Genomic DNA, 23,097 nt, shown 5'->3' on the forward strand with positions numbered 1-23,097 from the left:
ATTGTGCCATTCCAGAGCCTCATCCTATGTGGCAATGCAGCGTGATCGGGTCTGCTCATCAGATGTTAAGGCCTGGCTGCGACGCTGAGGCGATTATTGATTCGCAGAAGCGCGTGGCAGCCCGAATGTTCGATACGATTATCCTCCTGACGGGTCCTGCTGAGCACTCGGTCTTTACAACCTTGCTCCGTGGTCACAATCCGGCCCTCACGGTCCTTCCTGTTTTTACAGCTGAAGATCTGGCGGCGATCGAGCCCGATTGGCTGCGCCGGGCGCGGATGATTTCGTTCACCACTGGCGTGATAGTCCCCGGCGCGGTGCTCGATCAGCTTGGCTTTGGCGCCTACAATTTCCATCCCGGTCCGCCGCAATATCCCGGCTGGGCCCCGGCACATTTTGCGCTCTACGATCATGCGACCGACTTCGGCTGCACGGTCCATCGCATGATTGCACGTGTCGATGCCGGACCGATCGTGGATGTCGAGGCGTTCCCAATTCCGGCGGATATTAGTGTCGCGGGTCTGGAAGAGATTGCCTATACGAAGCTGGTGCAGACTTTCTGGCGGATGGCACGCGTCCTGGCCACACAGCCGGAGCCGCTGATCGAGCGGGCGCTGCGCTGGGGCAGCACGCGTCACACGCGTAAGGCCTATGAGCAGATCTGCGATATCCCGGTAAGCATCGAGAAAGACGAACTGCAGCATCGGGTCAAAGTCTTCGGCACCGACCATTTCGGCATCGTGCCGACCATCGGTCTGCATGGCTTCCAGTTTCGGGTCGTCGTGCCCGAGACTGAAAGCGCTATTGCGGACGAAGCTGTCGAAGCCTAGCGGTTAGCCGCGAAGCTCTGGTGCTGCGCGGGCGGGGTCGCTGACGTGTGCGTCTTGGACACCTTGCCGTTGAATTCATAGAGCAGGAAACTCAGCACCACGAGTAGTCCCACGCCGATGATGGCCTTGGTCGGCTTGTGATCATGCTCTTCGCCGCAATCCGGATGATAAGAACCGTCATTCGTCGACGCCATATCGTTGCCGGCGAGTTCAGGCTGCGACGTCCAGGTATTCAGCTTCTGATCCATTTCCGTCCTCCATGCCTGATGTTGTCAGGGTGACCGGACAGCAATGGCCCGTAAAGGCCGATGTTCCGTTTCGGGTGCGCTATTAGCGGGATGCTGCCTTGCTGAGAGGCAGCGTTTCGAAATATTTCTGAAAAAGCTTTGGAACCCATCGCTCCCCGACACGTTTCAACATCTCACCGGTATAGGTGACACGTTAGGGGCAGTTTCGGAATGAGTGGCGATAACGGCCGGTTTGCAACCGGCGTACCGGGTCTCGATGCGATCCTGGGCGGGGGCGTTTTCGACGGCGGCATCTACATCATTCAGGGCGCCCCGGGCGCCGGAAAGACGATTCTGGGCAACCAGATCTGTTTCGCGCAGGCCGCGCAGGGGCGGAACGCGCTTTACATAACGCTGCTTGCCGAAAGCCACGCCCGCATGATCGGACACATGCGGCGGATGACCTTCTTCGATGAAGCAGCAATTCCCGACCGCATGTCCTATGTTGGCGCCTTCAAGACGTTGGAAGACGACGGGCTGCGCGGACTGCTGGACGTGGTCCGACGCGAGGTTCGCACCCGCAAGGCCAGCATCCTCGTGCTCGATGGTCTCATCACCGTGCACGAAAAGGCGCGCTCCGAACTCGAGCTGAAGAAGTTCATCCACGAATTGCAGACCCAGGCCGCCTTCAGCAACTGCACCATGTTCCTGCTCACCAGCGCCTTCGACGCCGATACGCATCCGCCTGAGCATACGATGGTGGACGGTCTCATCGAGCTGCAGTCGGCACTGCATGGCCGCCGCGCCGAGCGGTCGCTTCAGGTCCACAAGCTGCGTGGCACCTGGTTCATGGGCGGCAAGCACTCCTATCGCATCACCGAGAACGGCCACGCCATCTATCCGCGTATCGAGGCGCTGCTGGAGACGCCGAGCGTCTGGGACAGCGCCGACGGTCCGATGGTGTCCGTCGGCATTGGCGGCGTGGACAAGATGCTCGGCGGCGGCGTCGATACGCATTCGGTGACGGTGGTGCTCGGACCATCGGGCTCGGGCAAAACCACGGCCGGTCTTCAGTTCCTGACCGGCGGTCCCGCCAATGAACCGGCGATGCTGTTCGGGTTTCACGAGAATCCGATGGCGCTGCGGATCAAGGCCGACAGCCTCAAGCTGCCGCTGAAATCGCGGGCCGACAAGGTCACGTTGATGTGGCGTCCGCAGACAGAAGCGGTGCTCGACGAGGTCGCAACCGAGCTGCTTGCGACCATCAGGCAGAACGGCGTGCGCCGTCTGGTGATCGATGGCATCGAAGGCTTCTCGAAGCTCACCGACGAAAAGGAGCGCATCGGCTCTTTTTTGTCGGCGCTGTGCAACGAGTTGCGCGCACTCGGTGTTACCACGCTGGCGACGGCAGAAACCGATCACGCTGGCATGACACCCGGGCAGCCGCTCAAGGGCGTCAACCAGACGGGTCTCTCCGCGGTTGCCGAGAACATCATCGCGCTGCATCTCGCAGCCTTGCGCTCGGAAAACCATCGTCTGATGACCATTCTGAAATCGCGTGACCGCCGGACCGATATGCGCATGCGCCGCTTTGAAATTCTCGACGGCGGCATCGTTCTTGATGCCGATTTCCACAACGCGGAGCGCATCCTCAGGGACATTTCTAGTCAGGGACCTGCACCAACTCCATCGACGGATCTTAAGTTGACTGGAGAATAGCGGTGCGAACTGTCCTGATTGTCGAGGACGAATGGGCGATCGCCGACTGGCTCGAAGTCCTGTTGAGCGAATATGCCTTCAATGTCCTCGTAGCCGGCAACGGCCGTGAGGCGCTCGACATTCTGCATCGGGACACGCCTGATCTCGTGCTAACCGATTTCATGATGCCGTTCCTCGACGGCGCCGGCCTGATCGCAGCGATGGGGCAGGACGAGCGGCTGAGCGGAATTCCGGTGGTCGTCATGACCTCGTTGCTGGAGCATGTCGTGCGCGACCGGGCAGGGCGTTTTCGCGCCTATCTGCGCAAGCCGTTTCGCGAGGCCGATCTGATGAAGATCATCAGTGAGATATTCCCGGGCGAGGCCTGAGCCTCCTTGGGCAGTTTGTGCTGCATCGCACTGCAGCGTGAAGCCGTTACGTCCTTGCGCCAAAGGCCTTTGCGGCGACACAACGTGACAAGTCTACCGGCCGCATTCATCACGAAATTGCGTTCTTTGGACGCGGGGCTCCATTGCCCAGAATTGTGGTGCGTCCCGTTCAAAATCCAACATAGACTGTTTCTAAGGGAGTCGAACGACCCCAGATAATAGGCGCGAGCAGGCCGGACGACGCAGTCCGGGGCGATAGCCCCGGGCGACAGCTCAGAGGCCGCAGTGACGAGGGTGGGAATGGGAATTAATCAAGGCGCGATCAGTCTCGATCAGAAATACACCCAGGGCTCCGGCCACATCTTCCTGACCGGCATTCAGGCGCTGGTGCGACTGCCGATGGCGCAGGTCCGCAGGGACCGCGCGGCGGGTCTGAACACCGCAGCCTTTGTGACCGGCTATCGCGGCTCGCCGCTCGGCGGCTACGACCAGCAGCTCGTGGCCGCGCGGAAACATCTCGATCAGTACGGCGTCAAATTCCAGCCCGGCGTCAACGAGGATCTCGCAGCCACCGCGATCTGGGGCACCCAGCAACTCAATCTCTCGCCCGGCGCCGAATATGATGGCGTGGTCGGCATCTGGTACGGCAAGGGCCCCGGCGTCGATCGCTGCGGCGACGTCTTCCGTCACGGTAATGCTGCCGGCTCCGCGAAATTCGGCGGCGTGCTCTGTCTCGCCGGCGACGATCACGGCGCCAAGTCATCCACCGTTCCACATCAGTCCGACCATGCCTTCATCTCGGCGCTGATGCCTTATCTTTATCCTTCGAGCATCCACGAGATGATCGAGATGGGTCTGCTCGGTATCGCGATGTCGCGCTATTCCGGCTGCTGGGTTGGCATGAAGGTGATCACCGAAACCGTGGAGACCACGGCGGAGATCAACCTCAACGACGAAATGACGCCGTTCAATATTCCCACCGATTTCGAACTGCCGCCCGATGGTCTGAACCTGCGCTGGCCGGACGACCGCTATGTGCAGGATCGCCGCTTGCAGGACTACAAGGGCTTTGCTGCCATCGCCTTTGCCCGCGCCAACAACATCAACCGTGTCACCATGGACTCGCCGAACGCGCGCTTCGGTATCATGGCCTCCGGCAAGAGCTATGAGGACGTGCGCCAGGCATTGCGTGAGCTGGGTATTACCGAAGAGGTCGCCGCCAAGATTGGTCTTCGGTTGTACAAGATCGGCATGCCGTGGCCGCTGGAGCCGGAAGGCGTGCGCAAGTTTGCCGTGGGCCTCGAAGAGATCTTCATCGTCGAGGAGCGCCGCGAGATTGTCGAGAACCAGGTCAAGCAGGAGCTGTTCAACTGGCGCGACGATGTCCGGCCACGCATCGTCGGCAAGATGGATTCCCACGATCATCGCTTCCTGCCATTCGCCGAAGAGCTGAGCGTCGCCAAGGTTGCGACCTCGCTGGTGGATCGCCTGCTGGCGATGGAGATCGATCCGGAGATCGCAGCACTGCTGCGCGCCAAGGCCGACTGGTTTCACGGACGCGAGGCCTCGCAGGTCCAGAACGTCGTGCCGATCACGCGCACGCCGTATTTCTGTTCGGGCTGTCCGCACAATACCTCGACCAAGGTTCCGGAGGGCTCGCGCGCGCTGGCCGGCATTGGCTGCCACTTCATGTCGCTGTGGATGGATCGCTCCACCGAGACCTTCACCCATATGGGCGGTGAGGGCGTGCCATGGACGGGCATTGCGCCGTTCACCAAGGAGAAGCACATCTTCGCCAATCTCGGCGATGGCACATACTTCCATTCCGGTTCGCTCGCGATCCGTCAGTCGATCGCCTCCAAGGCCAACATCACCTACAAGATCCTCTACAACGATGCGGTGGCGATGACCGGTGGTCAGCACCATGACGGTGACCTGTCGCCGCAGAAGATCACGTTCCAGCTCCACAGCGAGGGCATCCGCGAGATCTATCTCGTGTCCGAGAATCCCGATGCCTATCCCGCCAACACCATTGCGCCGGGCGTGAAGCTGGCGCATCGCGACGAACTCGACAATGTGATGAAGACACTACGTGACGTACCGGGCTGCTCGGCCATCGTGTTCGTGCAGACCTGCGCGGCCGAGAAGCGTCGCCGCCGCAAGAAGGGCATTCTGGAAGACCCGCAGCGCCGCGTGCTCATCAACCCGGCAGTCTGCGAAGGCTGCGGCGATTGCTCGGTGCAGTCGAACTGCATTTCGGTGGAGCCGCTGGAGACCGCACTAGGTCGCAAGCGCACCATCAATCAGTCGTCCTGCAACAAGGACTATTCGTGCCTCAAGGGCTTTTGCCCGTCCTTCGTCACGGTCGATGGCGGCAAGCTGAAGCGCAAGGCGCCGGTCGAACTCGGCGCCATCGGTGCATTGCCGGAGCCGGCCACGCGGCCGACCCTCGACAAGCCCTATAATGTCGCCGTCGGCGGCGTCGGTGGCACCGGCGTGCTGACCATCGGCGCGCTGCTCGGCATGGCCGCGCATATCGAGGGCAAGGCCTCGATGATCCTCGACATGTCTGGGCTTGCGCAGAAGGGCGGTGCGGTGCTCAGCCATGTGCGTCTCGCCAACGACACCGGCGACGTCACCTGCTCGCGCATCGTCACCGGCACGGCGGATGTCCTGATCGCGGCCGATGAAGTGGTGGCCATCGCCAAGGACACGATCTCGCTTTGCGAGAGCTCGCGCACCACTGGCATCGTCAACACCCATCTCATTCCGATCGCGGATTTCGTGCGCAACCGCGACTTCAATTTCCAGTCCCGCAAGGTCAACAACGTGCTGGAAATGTCGCTGCGCAAGGAATCGACATTCCTCGATTTCACCAAGGCGGCCGAAGCGCTGCTTGGCGATTCCATCGCCACCAACATGATGATGATGGGCTTTGCCTATCAGCAGGGGCTGCTGCCGCTGCAGGCAGCGTCGATCGAGCAGGCCATCGAGCTCAATGGCGTCTCGATCAAGATGAACATGCTGGCGTTCCAGCTTGGCCGTCTTGCCGCCGCCGATCCGGCACGGCTCGCCAATATGCTCAAGGGCGCCGATGAGACCATCGCGCCAAAGACGCTGGATGAGATGAGCCTCGACGAGATCGTCGCTCATCGCAGCGGATTGCTGACGGACTATCAGAACAGCAAGCTCGCTGAGCGCTATCAGGCGATGGTCGATCTGGTCCGCGAGGCCGCCATGCGTGGTGGCTATGACGATGAACTGCCGCGCGCGGTGGCGATCAACTACGCCAAGCTGCTTGCCTACAAGGACGAATACGAAGTCGCGCGGCTCTATACCGACGGCAAGTTCGAAAAGCAGCTGCGCGATCAGTTCGAGGGCGACGTCAAGATCAGCTTCAATCTCGCGCCGCCGATGCTGCCGGGTACCGATGCGTCGGGCCGCCCGAAGAAGCGCGCCTTCGGTGCCTGGATGCTGCCGCTGTTTCGTATTCTGGCGAAGCTGCGCACCTTGCGCGGCACGCCGTTTGACGTGTTCGGCTACAGCGCCGACCGCAGACTGGAGCGCGACCTGATCGCCGGCTATGAGAAGGACGTGGCCACAGTGTTGAACCTGCTGTCGCCGCTCACGGTGGATACGGCCGTGCAGCTTCTCTCGTTGCCGGACAGCATTCGTGGCTACGGCCCGGTGAAGGAAGCCTCGGTGCAGGCCGCGAAGGTACGTTACGCCGAACTCGCCAAGGACCTCGCCAATCCGCCGCCGCAGCCGCGCCAGATCGCGGCGGAGTAGGGCTTTCTTTTCTCTCCCCCAAGCGGCGAAGCCGCGCAGTGGGGGAGGGATGCCTCTGACGCCAGAGCGCCATCGCAGATGTGAATGTCAAACAGCCACTTCTCTCCAGACATGCGTCATCACCCCCATTGTTTGCGGCGCGGGGGCGCCGTCGTCCTTTGCATTCCCGCCCCCTTGTGAGAGGGCGTGCGGAACGCCGGGTGCCCGTTGCACCCTTGGGCCTGATGCGAATGCGGTCTTCCGCAATTGAGAGTGCATCAGGACTTTCGGAGGCGCCGAGCGATTGCCCGACGTTCCGCCTGCGGTGTTTTTTCGGTTGCTTGCACATCTGCCATGGCGAACGGTCCCATCACCAAAATTAGTGTCCCAGGGCGGAGGGACAGGGTAGCCGCAAAGCACTTGGCCGAACGCGTTTCGATTTGGTCGTCCGTCACACTGTCCAGGGGTTTGTCCATCCCAAGATCGGCCGTCTCCTTGCCAGTGGCAGTGCTGGCGCAGATCCGTCCTGCCCGAAGACAGACGTCCCCCGTGAACCGCGTGACGCCGCATCTCCGGCGTCCACCGCATCCTGCCCCGCGAACGTGACGATCGCGATCGCCCCTCTCGGTGGGGCAGGACGGAGGGGAATATAAACCTGATAGGGATGTTGTCAACGGGAGATAGGAAAAAATATTTGGGGTGCGTTCAGCCCGAGTCCATCCCACACTCGTCATTCCGGGGCGCGGCCGGCACTTGCCGGACGCGAACCCGGAATCTCGGCATGGGAGTCTCTAGTCAGTGCAAACACTCTGGGATTCCGGGTTCGCACTTCAGCGGCTTCGCCGCTTTCGTGCGCCCCGGAATGACGGGGCAGGACGAAAGCCTCACACCCCGATATTGTCGATCAGCCGCGTCTTGCCGATCCTCGCGGCCACCAGCAGTCGCACCGGGCCGTCCTTCATCGAACTGACCGGCGCCAGTGACTCCGCATGGCGCGCCTCGAAGTAGTCGAGTGCGAAGCCTGCCGCCGTGATCGTCGCGGCGCCGCCCGCCATGGCGGTCTCGAAACTATCGCCCGCCTTCAGGCGCTTGGCGGTTTCTTTCATCGCGCGATACAGCACCGGCGCCGTGGCGCGGTCTTCCGGCGAGAGATAGACGTTGCGCGACGACATCGCGAGACCGTCGCGCTCGCGCACCGTGGTTGCGCCGGTCACCTTGACGCCGAGATCGAGATCCCGCGCCATGCGCGTCACGACCTTGAGCTGCTGGTAGTCCTTCTCGCCGAAGAACGCCATGTCCGGCCGCACCTGCGTGAACAGCTTGCCGACGACTGTCGCGACGCCGCCGAAGAAATGCGGGCGGAAGCGATCTTCGAGGTCGGCGGTGGCCGGGCCTCCGGTCGTGATCTTCGTTGCGAAGCCTTCCGGATACATCACCTTGGCGTCGGGATTCCAGATCAGGTCGACGCCGGCTTCGGTGAGTTTGGCGACGTCGCTTTTCCAGGTGCGCGGATAGGAACCAAAGTCCTCGGTCGGCGCGAATTGCGTTGGATTGACGAAAATCGACACCACGACCTTGCTGGTGCGGCGCTGGGCGAGGCGCACCAGCGAGACGTGACCGTCATGCAGTGCGCCCATGGTCGGCACCAGGCCGATGGTCGCCTTGCGCGCGCGCAGGCCGTCGAGCGCCTTGCGGAGGGCGGGCAGGGTGCGGGCGACGATCGGGGTGCGGGGCATTGCGGCTCGTTCTTGTTGTTGGCTGCTACGGGTGAGGGCGTGCGCGCCCTGCTTATCAAAGCTCGCGGGATCACCCAAGCCTCACGATACCAGGCTGCCGGGTGTCCTGATGCCGCAACCGGCCGCCGGGATTCATGATTAAGGGCGGCTGATCGCCTGCAGAGCAGGATGCCCCTGTATTTAGCTTGACCCTTGCCACGCCTCGCGATTTGAAGATGATCGAAGGATCGCGCGATGTTGATGCAAACCACCCAGGGCCAGTCCGGCACGGCGCATGTGATCGTGCTCGGCAATGAGAAGGGCGGGTCGGGCAAATCGACCACTGCGCTTCATATTGCCGTGGCGCTGCTGAAGGCCGGTCAGCGCGTCGCCACCATCGATCTCGACAGTCGCCAGCAGAGCTTCACGCGCTATATCGCCAACCGCGCAGTCTGGGCGCAGAGCGCCGGACTTGCGCTGGAAGTGCCGACCCATAGCTGCGTCAAGCTCGGCGAGACGATGCAGATCGCCGACAACGAAGCCTTCGAACTGGATCAGTTCATGACCGCGGTAAGCGCGGTGGAACGTACCCACCATTTCATCGTCATCGACACGCCTGGCAGCGATACTTATCTGATGCGTTTGGCGCATTCGATGGCCGATACGCTGGTGACGCCGATCAATGACAGCTTTCTCGACTTCGACGTGCTCGGCGCCGTCGATGCTACAAGCTACAAGGTGACCGGCGAGAGCCACTATTCGAAGATGGCGCGTGAGGCGCGGCGCAAACGCCGCCAGCACGATGGCTCGACCACCGACTGGATCGTGGTGCGCAACCGGCTCTCGGTGCTCGGCTCGCGCAACAAGATGCTGGTCGCCGGTGTCCTCGATCAACTCTCGCTGCAGCTCGGTTTCCGCGCCATCGACGGTCTCGCCGAGCGCGTGATGTATCGTGAGTTCTTCCCGCGTGGCCTGACGGCGCTCGACGATCTCAACGAAGCCACGCTCGGGCGTCGCCCGAGCATGGGCCATGTCACGGCGCGCGAGGAAGTCATCGAACTGCTGCGCAAGTTGAAGCTGCCGCTCGATGAGCGTGGCCGCCGCCGCGCCGCCAACCGCGCCGAGTGGTTTGCCCAGGTCGACAAGCCGCTCGACGTTCACGACATCCTTGGCAACTGAGTCGCGTTCACTGTGCAAAGCCAGCGCTGCGCGTTCGGCAGGCTATGAACGATCCCGCACTCAACTTCACGCTGATACCACAGGTATCATTTTCTTTTACCGGGGAACGAGTCACCCGTTCGACAGTTGATTTGTCGTTGAAAACAGGACGTTTTTGAAATTCCGATCCCTTGCGAAACTTGTTCAAAATCGCTCAATTCGACCGTGGCTTTCTTTAGCAACTGCACAAGAAACGGGTGCGGCGCACAATAACATGGCTCGGAATTCACAATATTTAGCCTTTCTGTCACCGGGCTGTGACATATATGCTGTTGAAGCAGCCGCTTGAGGCCATTCCGGCCCATAAGTGCTGTAGCCGGCTGAGACCTGTCTCTAGCCGGCCGATCAGGGACGAACATGAAACGCGGACTTCTCATTCTGCTTTCGGTTTGCGTGCTGACCACCGCCGCGTACTTCACCGCGTCGAAGTGGGCCATTCGGCATGAGACGCTGACGTTCTTCGACGCGTCGCGTAATCGTCCTGTGCAGGTCGACATCGCCGTTCGCCGCGACAAGGAAATGCAGGCCAATGCCGGCATGATCACTCTGCCTGTTGCGGTTCTCAATCACGGTAACACCGTCAAGTTCACCGAATACTCGTTCCTGGCAAACGTGTTTGCGGCGCGTGGCTATATGGCCGTCAGCATCCAGCACGATCTCGATACCGACGCTCCGCTCGTGACCAAGGTCGGCGAGCTCTATGTCGGCCGTCTGCCGGTCTATGAGCGCGGCGTTCAGAACATCAAATACGCGGTGAAGGAGCTGAAGAAGATTCAGCCGAACTCCGACTACGATCATCTCACGCTGGTCGGTCATTCCAACGGCGGCGACATCTCGATGTTCTACGCCAAGGAATTCCCGGATGACGTCAAGAAGGTCGTGACGCTGGATAATCTGCGCGTGCCGTTCATGACCGATGGCAAATTCAAGATCCTGTCATTCCGTTCGCACGATACGGTGTTCAAGCCGGATCCCGGTGTCGTGCCGGATGACGAGATCTGCGAGAAGGCCGGTATCACGGTCGTCAACACCGGCGCGCAGCACACCGACATGAGCGATCGCGGTCCGGAAACCCTGAAGACCAAGATTCAGGGGCTGCTCGACAAGTTCCTTGACGACGACAGCAAGCTGTCGCCGGTCACCGGCAAGCCGAAGATCATCGAGCAGCCTGCGCAGCAGAGCAATGCGGCTGACCCGAACAAGATCGCGCAGTATACGCCGAGCGTGAATTGAGTCCTTTGCTGCCCGGTTGACCGCGCGGCCTATGCTCGCCACATGAAGCTTGCACCAAACGCGAGTTGTCATGGCCAGCGATCCCACGATCCCCAAATCGAAAACCGATGCGCTGGCGCAGCCGTCGGCGTCGGCTGACATCGCAGCATTTGTAGCAAAAGCGAAAGCGATGGCACCGCATGCAGCGGGCGGGCGCGGGCGGCTGGTGTTTGCGCTCGATGCTACCATGAGCCGGCAGCCGACCTGGGACATGGCCTGCACGCTGCAGGCCGACATGTTTCGCGAGGCGGCGTCGATCGGCAGTCTCGATATCCGTCTCGTCTATTTCCGTGGTCTCAGCGAGTGCCGCGCGACCGGCTGGATTTCGGACACCGCACAATTGGCGCGGCTGATGGGCAAGATCGCGTGCCAGGGCGGTCAGACCCAGATCGGTAAAGTGTTATCGGAGACGCGGCGCGAGGCGGTGGCCTCCGGCGTACGCGCGCTGGTGTTCGTGGGCGACGCCATGGAGGAGTCCGTTGACGAGCTCTGTGCACGAGCCGGCGAGCTCGGCCTGCTGAAAGTACCGGTCTTCATGTTCCAGGAAGGGCAAGACCCCGCGGCCGAACAGGCGTTTCGCGAGATTGCCCGGCTGACCGGTGGCGCCTGGTGCCGGTTCGATCCGGGAGCTGCTGCGCAGCTCCGCGAATTGCTACGCGCGGTAGCCGCCTATGCCGCGGGCGGACGTGAGGCGCTGACACGGCTGGCGGCGTCGGCACCGGGTGCGGCAAAGCTGCTCGGCCAGATGCGATAAACGGTCTGCAAAACCGTTTCGCGGATCGCGGCAACCGACTATCTATCCCTCATGCCTACTTTGATCGCCGGCGCGCTCGCCGTCTTCGTGCTTTACATGCTGCTGCAGATGTTCCGCTCGGCCAACCCGGCGCTGTTGGCGCGCGGCATCAAGCTGGCCGGCGGTGTGCTGGCGCTGGCGGTGGCGGCGTTCACGGGGATCAAGGGCGAGCTGGCGGTGGCGATCCCGCTTGGAATCTTCGGGGCGGGTCTCTTGGGCTGGGCGCCGTTCGGCACCGCGGGCTTCAGCAATATCGGCGGCATGTTCGGGGGCGGGACCAAATCGTCCGGCCAGACCTCGCAGGTCCGCTCGGCGTTTCTCGACATGACCCTCGATCATGACAGTGGCCAGCTCAGCGGACGGATCGTCGCCGGCCCCTATGCCGGTCAGTCGCTCGATGCATTCGACCTGCCGCAACTGGCGGCGATGATGGCCGGCTTCGATGCGGAGAGCGTGGCGCTACTTGAAAGTTATCTTGACCGCCGGTTTCCCGCTTGGCGTCAGAACGCGCAGGGCGATACGGCAGGGCGGCACGACCGCGCGGCGTCTGGCAGTAAAATGACGGAAGAGGAGGCTTATCAGATCCTTGGCGTGAAGCCGGGTGCGACCCGCGACGAGATCAGCCGCGCGCACCGATCCCTCATGAAGAAACTGCATCCCGACCAGGGGGGCTCGACGTACCTGGCGGCCCGTGTCAACGAGGCCAAGGACACTCTGCTTCGCACGCATCGTAGCTAACTCCAGCACGCTTTTACGCTACAACTGCGAGCAGCTTCCGTTTCTCTGAGAACGCCCCGTCGCCCGCCGTTGCCCGGCGTGGTCGATCAATCCCCTGTCTGAATTTGTACCGGCTAAGTCTTGACGAGAAGTTGTCGCCACGGGGATTTATGGTGACCAAAAGCAAAATGGCCGGGACAATGTCCCGGCCATTTGCGTATCTGACGGTATCAGTCGATCAGTTCTTGATGGTGATGCAGGAGATCTCGGAACGCTTCAGCGTCTTGCAGACGGCTTCGGCTTTTTCGCGGTCGAGGCCGGCGAAGCGGGCACGGTAGAGTTTCCTGTCGCCCTTGCCGACGACGGCTTCAGTGAACGGGTCGGCCTTGCCGAGCAGGCCGCGGGCCTGTTCACGCGCGGCGTCGAGGCGGATCCGTGCTTCGCTCTCGCTCTCGAGGGCACCGACCTGAATGATCCAGCCGGTGTGGATCGCGGCGGGTTTGATGGCGCCGCCCTGTTGTACCGTCTGCGGAGCGGGAGCCTGAGGGGCTGGCACGTTACGCGGGGCAGGGTCGGCATAGGCCATCTGGGTGCCGCTCTGAGCGCTTCCCTGGGCCGGCAAGACGCCGAGAAGCCCATTGCCGGTCCCGAAGCCCGCCGGCTGGCGCGGCATCTCCGAGCGGGCATAGAGCGAATTGGTGGTCTCGGGCGAGCGGGCGGTGGGCTCAGAGCGCGCCGTGATGGCATTGGTGGCGGCCGGAGGGGCGGGCTGCTCGCCGCCGGCGGAGGCCAGCTTGTACTGGCCGGACTTGACCTGAACGGTACGGACCCGAACCGGCTTCATCGGCTCTGACGAGCCTGGAATGGTCGAGATGGGCTCGGACTGGATGACGCCGCTGTTGAGCGGGCCGGGCTCGGGCTTGCGGGCCTGCGGCATCGGCGCTGCCGGGGGCAGCGCTGCGGTGGCGGCGGCGAAGACCGATGGGCGCGCCGCTGGCGCAGCGGGACGAGCCGGCGGTTCGGAGATCGGTTCAGCGGCGACCGGCGTTGCAGCAGCCACCTGGATGGCGCCGTTGACCTGTTTGGTGTCGATCGGACGCGCCTGGGCCTCGGCTTCGGCGACCTCGGTTGCGGATTCGGATGGATTGCGCTCGGTGATCGCGGCCACGGTACGGCGGGTGGCACCCTTGTCCAGGTTCTCGGCGAGCAGGTTGCGCATGGCGGCGTCACGGGCGCCGCCGCTGCGGCCGCCGAGTACGACGCCGACCAGATGGCGGTTGCCGCGCTTCATCGACGAGACGAGGTTGAAGCCGGAGGCGCGGGTATAACCGGTCTTGATGCCGTCGACGCCTTCGACACTACCGACCAGGCGGTTGTGGTTGCGGATGTTGCGGCCGCGATAGTTGAAGGAGGCGGTGGCAAAGTAGCGGTAGTAGCGCGGGAAGCGATCCTGGATGGCGCGGCCGAGTACCGACTGGTCGCGCGCGGTGGTCACCTGCGCATCGTCAGGGAGGCCGGAGGCATTGCGATACACCGTGCGGCTCATGCCGAGCGCGCGGGCCTTCTTGGTCATCAGCTTGGCGAAATCGTCTTCATCGCCGGCAATGGCCTCGGCGATCACAACGGCGGCGTCGTTGGCGGAGCGGGTCACCAGCGCCTTGATGGCATCTTCGACACGCAACGTCTGACCGGGGCGCAGGCCCAGTTTGGTCGGAGCCTGCACGGAGGCGTGCTGCGAGACGTCCATTTCGCTGTCCAGCGTGAGCTTGCCGGATTCCAGCTTCTCGAACAGCATGTACAGCGTCATGATCTTGGTCAGCGACGCCGGATGCCGCGAGCCATCGGGATTGTTGGACGAAAGGACCGCACCGGAATTGCCGTCGACGATGATCGAGGAGAACGCGGGATTGTAACTGGAGACGCGCGCGACGTGGCTTCGCGATTTATGTCGCCGGCGGGCATCCGCACTGTCAGTCGTAAAGATGACCGCGATGCTGAGAGTTGCCAGCCCAAGAGCGCACACCCGCAAGGTGCGCGACGAAGCAAACGTTGTGCGAAGCATGGACTTCCCCGTCAGATCAGTCTCATTCCCCGGATCGTGAGGCTAAATTATGCCCAACAACCGGGGATGTGTCTCAGTTTTAAGCGTCAGCCTGAGCGGTTCTCTCGGCGGGATGGCAGAAGCATACGCGGCCATTCTGGCTAAGAGTATGTACTCATGCAGTTTTTGGGCTTTTTGGCCCCAACGCACCAATGCAAGAAATCAGGGTAGGTCCGGCGAGTTTCCAAAAGGTTAAGCAACCCTTGCCAGTTACCCGTGCATTTATCGCCAATGGTAAAAATTGTGCATCGCACAGGATTCTTGACGTCATTGTGCACCGCACGATAGATGGGCAGGTCAGATCAGACCGGGGTCCACCCGGCCGCGGCTGACCCGTCCAATCCGGGAAAGGATTTGCAGTGATCAAGGTCGAAGACATCCAGCAGTACGGCAAGGAGCAGTTCGAGAGTGCAGTCGCATCGGCGGCCACGCTTCAGAACGGTGCACAGGCTATCGCTGTCGCGGTTGGCGACTACACCAAGAAGTCGTTCGAGGACAGCAATGCCTTCGTGACCAAGCTGTCCGGCGTGCAGTCGCTCGACAAGGTGCTCGAAGTGCAGACCGAATACGCCAAGTCGGCCTATGAATCCTTCGTCGCTGAATCGCACAAGATCAGCGAACTCTATGTCGATCTCGCCAAGCAGGCCTACAAGCCGTTCGAAGGCTTCGTCGCCAGGATGACCCCGGCGCGCTAAGCGATCCGGTTTTCAAACAAAACGCCCGGCCTGATGGCCGGGCGTTTTTGTTTGAAGGTGTCGCCGCCGCTTTACTTTGACACGCGCAATGCGTTGAGCGAGTTGCCGATTGCCTTGAAGGCGTCGGCGATGCCGGCGTTGGTGCTTGTAGGAAAGAAATTGCCGGGATCGGCGCAGGATTTCAGAACTGCGGACTCCGGATCGCCGCCCGTGTTGACCTGGATCGTATAGATCACGGTGTCCTGCTTGTTGGTCACCGGGTTCAGCTTTTTGATATTGGCACACAGTAACTTCTGTCGATCGTCAACCAGTGTCGACCAATTGGCGCCGTCACCGTACCATCGGTCCTTGGTATTCATGCCGTCCGACAAGATGATAAGTGCATCTGTGTATTTGTAGTTCGAATCCTTGGCCGGTGCCGGGAATGGATCGCTACCGATCTGTAAGGTGCGCCAGGCCCAGGCCATGCCGATCGGCTGGTTGGTGCCGCCATTCGCCGACAGGGCATCGATCTTGCCTGTCAGCGTCTTAACGTTGTCAGCACCATAAGCCGATGTCATCCCAAGAATGGCTGAGGGGCATGCATTGTACTGGTAGGCCGGATAACGTGCTGTGCCCGACGGGGCTTCGTTGGTGGTGTCGTAAGGCTGATCACGGTCAGTGACGCAGCCATTCCAGGCGTTCTTGTTGGAGCTCGCGTTCCAGGTTTGGCCAGCCGCTTGGCACTCGGCTTTGGTGTCGTAGTACGGATAGCTGCAGGATCCATATTCGTCCCATTTGAGCCAGGTCGCGTTCTTGTTCGACGCGCCGACATTGACCATCTGCGCAAACGGGATGATCGAGATATAGGTGTCCTCGGTCATACGCGAGTTGGCGCTCAGCGTCTTGATGAGACCCGTTGCTGCGTCCTGCATCGCCTTCAATTTGCCGGTCCCCATACCCATCGACCCGGTGACGTCGAGCGCCATGGCGACGCGCATGCGCGTCGAGCCCCAGGTCGTGGTCGAGCCGCTGCCGATCCCCAGTTGCGGGAGGCCGACCATCTTCATGAAATCGGTTGCGACGGCGCCGGAGCCGTTGACCGTGACCGTGGAGCCGTCCTTGGTGTTGGTCGTGTAGCTCGCCGTCACCGTGATCTGGCCGGCATTCGTGTTGGTGTACAGCGCGTTGAAATAGGCCTTCGCCTTGTCGGTGACATCGGTCGCCGACATGGTCGGATTGGCGGACAGGTCCTTCGAAACCATCAAGGCTGCAGAGTCGAGCGCCGCTTGCATCGCCGAGCGGGCCGCGTTGGCACGGGAGTAGTCGACGGCGGCGCCCACGAAGCCGAGCAGGGGCACCAGAGCGACGGCGAAGGTCATCGCGATATTGCCGCCATCGTGGCGTGCAAATCGGGATGCGATGCGCTTCGCCTGGCTCAAAATCGATTGAATAAACATCGTGACCGCCAATCGTGGGTTTCTGGCGGCCATGTCGACGCCTGCGGCTAAACAGGTGGTAAAGGTGTCCTCAGAAAATAGGTAAAAGGCCAACTATTGGCGTGCCGCTGCGTCAGCGCCCGGTATTATCGTGAACGACGGTTAAATGGCTCGTTTGCTTATCCGGTCAAATCGAGCACGATCGGTTAACCCCTGACCGGACCGGGGGCCATCAGGCGGGGCGCGGCGAGCCATTCCAGGTGCTTGCAGTGTGCTTGCGAGAACGGCCACAGGAACCCATATTGGCTCCATCGGTCCTGTAACGGACAGCGTCGCACCCATGCGGCGACCCGGGGCGCCTCTGTGCCCGAGGCGTCCGGCAGCACGTCGTGGCTGGGGACGCTGTCAATTCGGGGCTGGCCAATATCGGCTAGGGACTTTTATACAGGCGCTATGTTCCAGAAACCTTCGAAATTCATGCCTGACGGCATCCTGATGCCTGTGGCCGGCGCCCTCGACGATCGCCGCCGGCGGCCGCGTGGCATGGCAGAGGACGACAACCGGTCCAATGCGCCCGGTGGGCCGGCCACCTCGGTCATCACCAAGGTCAAACCGAAGACCAAGCGTCCCAACCTCTATCGCGTGCTGATCCTCAACGACGATTACACGCCGATGGAATTCGTCGTCCATGTGCTGGAAAAGTTCTTCCAGAAGGACGCCGAGGCGGCGACGCAGATCATGCTCCACGTTCATCATCACGGGATCGGGGAATGCGGCGTTTTCACCTATGAGATCGCCGAAACCAAAGTGACGCAGGTGATGGATTTTGCGCGCAAGCACCAGCACCCTTTGCAATGCGTGATGGAAAAGAAGTAGCCTCTCGTGAATTCCCGGAAACTGGGAACGGGTCTTGCATTGAACTGATGTGAGTCGAACGCGGTCGTTCGGCTGCGTCAACAGCGCATGTGACAATGCGCTGGAATGAACAGACGTGCTCTGCGGACGCGTCACAACAAGCAGCGGGAACCAGCCTTTCACCACGATCAGACATCACTATATGTGAGAAAGGTTCTTGTTGCCTGACCCGGCAACGACGATCATGATGGTGGGGGCCAACGAGGACGCGGAATGCCAACTTTTTCTCAAAGCCTTGAACAATCGCTGCATCGGGCGCTCTCGATTGCGAACGAGCGGCACCACCAATATGCGACGCTGGAGCATCTCCTGCTGTCGCTGGTGGATGACAGCGACGCAGCGGCAGTGATGCGGGCGTGCAGCGTCGATCTCGACAAGCTGCGCGGCAGTCTGGTCAATTATCTCGAAACCGAATTCGAAAACCTGGTGACGGATGGCGCAGATGACGCCAAGCCGACCGCCGGTTTCCAGCGCGTGATTCAGCGCGCCGTCATTCATGTGCAGTCGTCGGGTCGCGAAGAAGTGACCGGCGCCAATGTGTTGATCGCGATCTTCGCCGAGCGCGAAAGCCATGCCGCGTATTTCCTGCAGGAGCAGGACATGACGCGTTACGACGCGGTGAATTACATCAGCCACGGCATTGCCAAGCGGCCGGGCGTTTCCGAGGCGCGGCCGGTGCGCGGCGTTGACGAAGAGACCGAGACCAAAAACGGCGACGACGCCAAGAAGAAGGGTGAGGCGCTCGATACCTATTGCGTCAATCTCAACAAGAAGGCGCGTGACGGCAAGATCGATCCGGTGATCGGGCGTACGGCCGAGATCAACCGTGCGATCCAGGTCCTGTGCCGCCGTCAGAAGAACAATCCGCTGTTCGTCGGCGAAGCCGGCGTCGGCAAGACGGCGATTGCCGAAGGTCTGGCCAAGCGCATCGTGGACAGCGACGTGCCGGAAGTGCTGTCCGCGGCCACCGTGTTCTCGCTGGACATGGGCACGCTGCTGGCCGGCACGCGCTATCGCGGTGACTTCGAGGAACGCCTGAAGCAGGTGCTCAAGGAGCTCGAAGCGCATCCGAATGCGATCCTGTTCATCGACGAAATCCATACGGTGATCGGCGCCGGCGCCACCTCGGGCGGCGCGATGGATGCTTCGAATCTGCTCAAGCCCGCGCTGGCTTCGGGGGCGATCCGTTGCATGGGCTCGACCACCTACAAGGAATATCGCCAGCACTTCGAGAAGGACCGCGCATTGGTGCGCCGGTTCCAGAAGATCGACGTCAACGAACCGACTGTTGAAGATGCGATCTCGATCCTGAAGGGCCTCAAGCCGTATTTCGAGGATTACCACAAGCTCAAATACACCAACGAGGCCATCGAGGCGGCGGTGCAGCTCTCGTCGCGCTACATCCACGACCGCAAGCTGCCGGACAAGGCGATCGACGTGATCGACGAGTCGGGTGCGGCGCAGATGCTGGTGGCCGAGAGCAAGCGCAAGAAGACAATCGGCATCAAGGAAATCGAGACCACGATCGCGACCATGGCGCGGATCCCGCCCAAGAGCGTGTCGAAGGACGATGCCGAGGTGCTGCGGCATCTTGAGTCGACTTTGAAGCGCGTGGTGTTCGGGCAGGACAAGGCGATCGAAGCCTTGGCGGCATCGATCAAGCTGGCGCGTGCCGGCTTGCGCGAGCCGGAGAAGCCGATTGGCAGCTACCTGTTCTCGGGCCCCACCGGCGTCGGCAAGACCGAAGTGGCGAAGCAGCTGGCGTCGTCGCTGGGTGTCGAGCTGATTCGGTTCGACATGTCCGAATATATGGAGCGGCACACCGTGTCGCGCCTGATCGGCGCGCCTCCCGGCTATGTTGGCTTCGATCAGGGCGGTCTGCTCACCGATGGCGTGGACCAGCATCCGCATTGCGTGGTGCTGCTCGACGAAATCGAGAAGGCGCATCCGGATCTGTACAACGTGCTGCTGCAGGTGATGGATCACGGCCGGCTGACCGACCATAACGGCAAGCAGGTCTCGTTCCGCAACGTGATCCTGATCATGACAACCAATGCCGGCGCCGCCGACATGGCACGTGCGGCCTTCGGCTTCACCCGCGGCAAGCGGGAAGGCGAGGATCAGGAGGCGATCAACCGGCAGTTCGCGCCGGAATTCCGCAACCGCCTCGATGCGGTCGTGTCCTTCGCACATCTGAATTCGGATGTGATCGGCATGGTGGTGGAGAAGTTCGTGCTGCAGCTGGAAGCCCAGCTCGCAGATCGCGACGTCACCATCGAACTGTCCGATCCCGCCAAGGCCTGGCTGATCCAGCACGGCTATGACGAGCAGATGGGTGCGCGCCCGATGGGCCGCGTGATCCAGGAGCACATCAAGAAGCCGCTGGCCGACGAACTGCTGTTCGGCAAGCTCAAGAATGGCGGCCATGTCCGCGTCATCCTGAAGAAGGACGAGGCGGTGCTCGGTGTCGAGCAGGAAAGCATCGGCTTCGAATTCGTCGACGGTCCCGTGACACCGAAGCCGGAGAAGCTGCCGGCGAAGCGCGGCGCGGCGAAGAAGCCGAAGTCGGGTAAGGGCTCGGGTTCGGCCAAGGGACCGCTGGAGAAGGCGTAAGCCATCGGGCAATTGAACAAATGAAAACGGCCGGTGAGAAATCACCGGCCGTTTTTGTTTTGGGGGATACGCTCTCTGTCCTCATGGTGAGGAGGCGCCTCTTCGGCGCCGTCTCGAACCATGAATGCATATGCACCCATCCTTCGAGACGCGCGCAAGCGCGCTCCTCAGGATGAGGGCTGAGTTTGCGGTTTTGTTATTTGGCCAAACGCCTTACTGCCCCAGCAGTTTCTGAATCTGCTTTTGCAATTCGCGCTTTTTCTTCTCGCTCTTGCGCAGGCGCTCTTCGATGTCGGAGCTTTCCTTGCTCTCCACCGGCGGATCGGTGAAGGCGACGCCGACGATGTTGTCGCGCCACCAGACGATCCTGGCGAGGAACGAACGGCCCTTTCGCGCGATGTTGAGCGTCAGCTCATCCTTTGGCAGTCGCGCGCCGCTGCCAAATTCGATGCGGGCGCCGTCTTCGGAAATGTCGCGCACGACACATTCCTTGGCCTTCTGGTCCTTGGACGCGACAGCACCGTAGATCACCTTGTCCCTGACGTTCTTGCGCCGCTCGTCCATGTCCTGAGGTCCCCTGATGTTGCAGGCGGGACTGTACGCAGTTCCATCCGGCGGGGAAGGCTCTCGCGCGGATTGAGCGGATTTAACGTAAACCAAAGTTAAGGGCGATCGCCGAAAGACGGGGTGATCGGCCTCGGGCTCAGGCCGCCGTCTCGCGCAATCCGCGGGCAATGTCCTTCTGCTTGTCGAACTCGGCCCGTCGGCGCGCCAGTTCCTCGGCGCTGAGCAGGGCGACATTATTGTAGTCGCGCTTCCAGACCGCGTCCCTTGCCCAGCGCTGCGGCGATTGCAGGGTGGTCTGCGGACCCACGGCGGATTCCAGCAGGCGCAGGGCCAATTCCAGGGTTTGCGCCTGCGAGGCCTTGTCATGCGGCTTGCCGGCGGAATTGCCGAGCGGGAAGTCGCTGAACAGGAAACGGGGCACGGCAGCGTGTTCGACGATGTCCTTGGCGCAGCCCGCTACCACAGTGGAGATGCCGTTGGCCTCCAGTTCGCGGGCGACGAGACTGATGGTCTGGTGGCAGACCGGGCAATTCGGCGCCAGGACGGCGACATCAACACCATCGGCTTTGGCGCGCTTGACGATCTCCGGCGCATCGGTCTCAAGGGTCACGCGATGGCTGCGATTGGTTGGCGCGCCATAGAAGCGCGGCGCGACACTACCGATGCGGCCAGATGCGGCGAGTGTGCGCAGCGCGGGCAGGGGAAACCAAGTGCCGCTGTCGTCCGCCCTCGTGTGCACGCGATCATAGGCGATGTGCGAGATGCGCAGGTCATGATCGACCGACGTATCGCCGTCATAGACCTGATAGAACTTGGCGCCGCCGTTATAGAGCGCGCCCGGACCCTGATCGCCCTTGGCGGGATCGAAGGGGGCTGCGGTGGTGACGATGGCGACGCGCGACTGCGCCAGCGGCTTCTTCAGCGGCTGGAACGGCGCGTCGATGTGATGGGCCCAGCGATAGGGAACATCATAGCCGATCGCCTGATAATAGGCGCGGGTGCGGGCCATATACTGGATCGGAACATCGTCGTCGCTGGCAAAGCCGGATGTGTCGTCGCGCGCGTCGGCCATTGTTTGCACTCCCGCTTTTGCCGTCTTTCATTCATAGCTAGCTGCTGGGGTCCCGCTGTCAAGGCGCGGGGAATCCGCGTGGATCAGGCATGGCGTTCGGAAGCATCATCGGCCGGATAATTTGCCTCGCGGCGCTGTTGCTTGCGCCGGTCGCGGGCGTGCGCGCCGAAGAGCTGCCGGTCAGCGAATTGGCGAAGCCCGGCGCGGACCGGATGATACCAATGGCGGCGCCGTCGAAGCCAAATCTGGCACGTGACAGTGACGCACGCGAGTCGATGTGTCTGATGATCGAGTCCGCAGCGCGGGCCAACGACCTGCCGCTGGAATTCTTTGCCCGTGTGATCTGGCAGGAGAGCCGGTTTCAGCCCGATGCCGTGGGTCCCGTGACGCGCAATGGCCAGCGCGCGCAGGGCATTGCGCAATTCATGCCGGGCACGGCCAATGAGCGGCGTCTGCTCGATCCGTTCGATCCGGTGCAGGCGCTGCCGAAATCGGCGGAGTTTCTCAGCGAGCTGCGCAACCAGTTCGGCAATCTCGGCCTCGCGGCTGCGGCCTATAATGCAGGACCGCGCCGCGTGCAGGACTGGCTCGACGGCAAGGGATACATGCCCGGTGAGACCCGCAACTACGTCTCCGCGATCACCGGGGCGACGGTCGAGGACTGGCAGGCTGCGGGCCGCAACGGCAGGACGCCGCCGCGTGCCGCGACGTCGAGCTGCCGCGAACTGATGGCGCTGCTGCAGCGCGCGCCCAATCCCTTCGTCACGCAACTGGAAGCGCGCGTGAAGCTCGGCGAAGCACGGCCATGGGGTGTGCAACTGGCGGCAGGCTTCAATCGTGATCGTGCTCTGATGTCCTATGCGCGCGTGATGCTGCGCTTGCGCACGGTGGTCGGCGAACGCGATCCCAACCTGCTGAGTTCGCTGTTCCGAAGCCGTGGTACGCGAACCTTCTACCAGGTGCGGATCGGGACCGACACGCGTGACGAGGCCAACGATCTCTGCGGCAAGATCCGCCGGGCCGGGCAGGGCTGTCTGGTGCTGCGCAACGGCAGAGCGTGACTGCTGGCACCCCATGCATTGGCGCCTC

18 protein-coding genes are annotated in these 23,097 nt (G+C 62.0%); 12 read left to right on the top strand and 6 right to left on the bottom strand.

The annotated features are described in order from the left end of the window. The first annotated feature begins 41 nt into the window (after positions 1-41). A complete protein-coding gene (locus tag BLW80_RS26655) occupies positions 42-830 on the top strand; it encodes a formyltransferase family protein (protein ID WP_244528456.1) in 789 nt (262 codons plus the stop codon). On the opposite strand, the gene BLW80_RS26660 is transcribed toward BLW80_RS26655, so the two are convergent. Continuing rightward, entirely contained in the window at positions 827-1,078 is a 252-nt protein-coding gene (locus tag BLW80_RS26660; RefSeq protein WP_068731407.1) for a hypothetical protein, read from the bottom strand. The genes BLW80_RS26655 and BLW80_RS26660 overlap by 4 nt on opposite strands. Positions 1,079-1,288: 210 nt before the next feature. Here BLW80_RS26660 and BLW80_RS26665 point away from each other — a divergent pair, with 210 nt between their 5' ends. From BLW80_RS26665 to BLW80_RS26675, 3 genes are all read left to right on the top strand, one after another. Continuing rightward, positions 1,289-2,776 (top strand): RAD55 family ATPase, encoded by a 1,488-nt coding sequence (locus BLW80_RS26665; protein WP_093761265.1) that lies wholly within the window; start codon positions 1,289-1,291, stop codon positions 2,774-2,776. Positions 2,777-2,778: 2 nt separating this feature from the next. Continuing rightward, entirely contained in the window at positions 2,779-3,144 is a 366-nt protein-coding gene (locus tag BLW80_RS26670; protein WP_068731403.1) for a response regulator, read from the top strand. A gap of 300 nt (positions 3,145-3,444) precedes the next feature. Further along, positions 3,445-6,933, top strand: a complete 3,489-nt coding sequence (locus tag BLW80_RS26675) for an indolepyruvate ferredoxin oxidoreductase family protein (protein WP_093761267.1) — start codon at positions 3,445-3,447, stop codon at positions 6,931-6,933. An 863-nt stretch (positions 6,934-7,796) separates the two neighbouring features. On the opposite strand, the gene panC is transcribed toward BLW80_RS26675, so the two are convergent. Next, positions 7,797-8,648 (bottom strand): pantoate--beta-alanine ligase, encoded by an 852-nt coding sequence (gene panC, locus BLW80_RS26685; protein WP_093761271.1) that lies wholly within the window; start codon positions 8,646-8,648, stop codon positions 7,797-7,799. Between the two features lie 234 nt (positions 8,649-8,882). Here panC and BLW80_RS26690 point away from each other — a divergent pair, with 234 nt between their 5' ends. The 4 genes from BLW80_RS26690 to BLW80_RS26705 all read left to right on the top strand — a co-directional run bounded on the left by BLW80_RS26690 (position 8,883) and on the right by BLW80_RS26705 (position 12,648). Next, positions 8,883-9,806 carry a division plane positioning ATPase MipZ gene (locus tag BLW80_RS26690; protein WP_093761273.1) on the top strand — a complete coding sequence of 308 codons (924 nt, stop codon included), beginning with the start codon at positions 8,883-8,885 and terminating at the stop codon, positions 9,804-9,806. A gap of 396 nt (positions 9,807-10,202) precedes the next feature. After that, positions 10,203-11,078, top strand: a complete 876-nt coding sequence (locus tag BLW80_RS26695) for an alpha/beta fold hydrolase (RefSeq protein WP_093761275.1) — start codon at positions 10,203-10,205, stop codon at positions 11,076-11,078. Positions 11,079-11,148: 70 nt separating this feature from the next. Then, complete coding sequence (locus BLW80_RS26700) at positions 11,149-11,871, top strand: vWA domain-containing protein (protein WP_093761277.1); 723 nt, start codon at positions 11,149-11,151, stop codon at positions 11,869-11,871. 51 nt (positions 11,872-11,922) lie between these two features. Then, a complete protein-coding gene (locus BLW80_RS26705) occupies positions 11,923-12,648 on the top strand; it encodes a DnaJ domain-containing protein (protein ID WP_093761279.1) in 726 nt (241 codons plus the stop codon). A gap of 217 nt (positions 12,649-12,865) precedes the next feature. On the opposite strand, the gene BLW80_RS26710 is transcribed toward BLW80_RS26705, so the two are convergent. After that, positions 12,866-14,689, bottom strand: coding sequence for a D-alanyl-D-alanine carboxypeptidase (locus tag BLW80_RS26710; protein ID WP_093761281.1), 1,824 nt, complete (start codon positions 14,687-14,689; stop codon positions 12,866-12,868). 398 nt (positions 14,690-15,087) lie between these two features. On the opposite strand from BLW80_RS26710, the gene BLW80_RS26715 reads away from it, so the two are divergent. Further along, entirely contained in the window at positions 15,088-15,423 is a 336-nt protein-coding gene (locus BLW80_RS26715) for a phasin family protein (RefSeq protein WP_093761283.1), read from the top strand. 71 nt (positions 15,424-15,494) lie between these two features. Here the strand turns inward: BLW80_RS26715 and BLW80_RS26720 are convergent, their stop codons facing one another. After that, positions 15,495-16,862, bottom strand: coding sequence for a TadE/TadG family type IV pilus assembly protein (locus BLW80_RS26720; protein WP_093761285.1), 1,368 nt, complete (start codon positions 16,860-16,862; stop codon positions 15,495-15,497). A 522-nt stretch (positions 16,863-17,384) separates the two neighbouring features. Between BLW80_RS26720 and clpS the strand changes: the two genes are divergently transcribed. Both clpS and clpA read left to right on the top strand, forming a co-directional pair. After that, positions 17,385-17,717 (top strand): ATP-dependent Clp protease adapter ClpS, encoded by a 333-nt coding sequence (gene clpS / locus BLW80_RS26725; RefSeq protein ID WP_068734422.1) that lies wholly within the window; start codon positions 17,385-17,387, stop codon positions 17,715-17,717. Between the two features lie 252 nt (positions 17,718-17,969). After that, positions 17,970-20,369 (top strand): ATP-dependent Clp protease ATP-binding subunit ClpA, encoded by a 2,400-nt coding sequence (gene clpA, locus BLW80_RS26730; protein WP_089263729.1) that lies wholly within the window; start codon positions 17,970-17,972, stop codon positions 20,367-20,369. Positions 20,370-20,582: 213 nt separating this feature from the next. Here clpA and BLW80_RS26735 read toward each other — a convergent pair whose 3' ends face one another. Further along, on the bottom strand, positions 20,583-20,933 hold the full coding sequence (locus BLW80_RS26735) for a PilZ domain-containing protein (RefSeq protein ID WP_068734400.1): 351 nt from the start codon (positions 20,931-20,933) through the stop codon (positions 20,583-20,585). A 139-nt stretch (positions 20,934-21,072) separates the two neighbouring features. Further along, positions 21,073-22,008, bottom strand: coding sequence for a glycine/sarcosine/betaine reductase selenoprotein B family protein (locus tag BLW80_RS26740; protein ID WP_093761287.1), 936 nt, complete (start codon positions 22,006-22,008; stop codon positions 21,073-21,075). A gap of 89 nt (positions 22,009-22,097) precedes the next feature. Between BLW80_RS26740 and BLW80_RS26745 the strand changes: the two genes are divergently transcribed. Then, positions 22,098-23,069 (top strand): lytic transglycosylase domain-containing protein, encoded by a 972-nt coding sequence (locus BLW80_RS26745; protein ID WP_093761289.1) that lies wholly within the window; start codon positions 22,098-22,100, stop codon positions 23,067-23,069. Positions 23,070-23,097 lie beyond the last annotated feature (28 nt).

The sequence above is a fragment of the Tardiphaga sp. OK245 genome (assembly GCF_900108575.1).
Taxonomy (GTDB): domain Bacteria; phylum Pseudomonadota; class Alphaproteobacteria; order Rhizobiales; family Xanthobacteraceae; genus Tardiphaga; species Tardiphaga robiniae.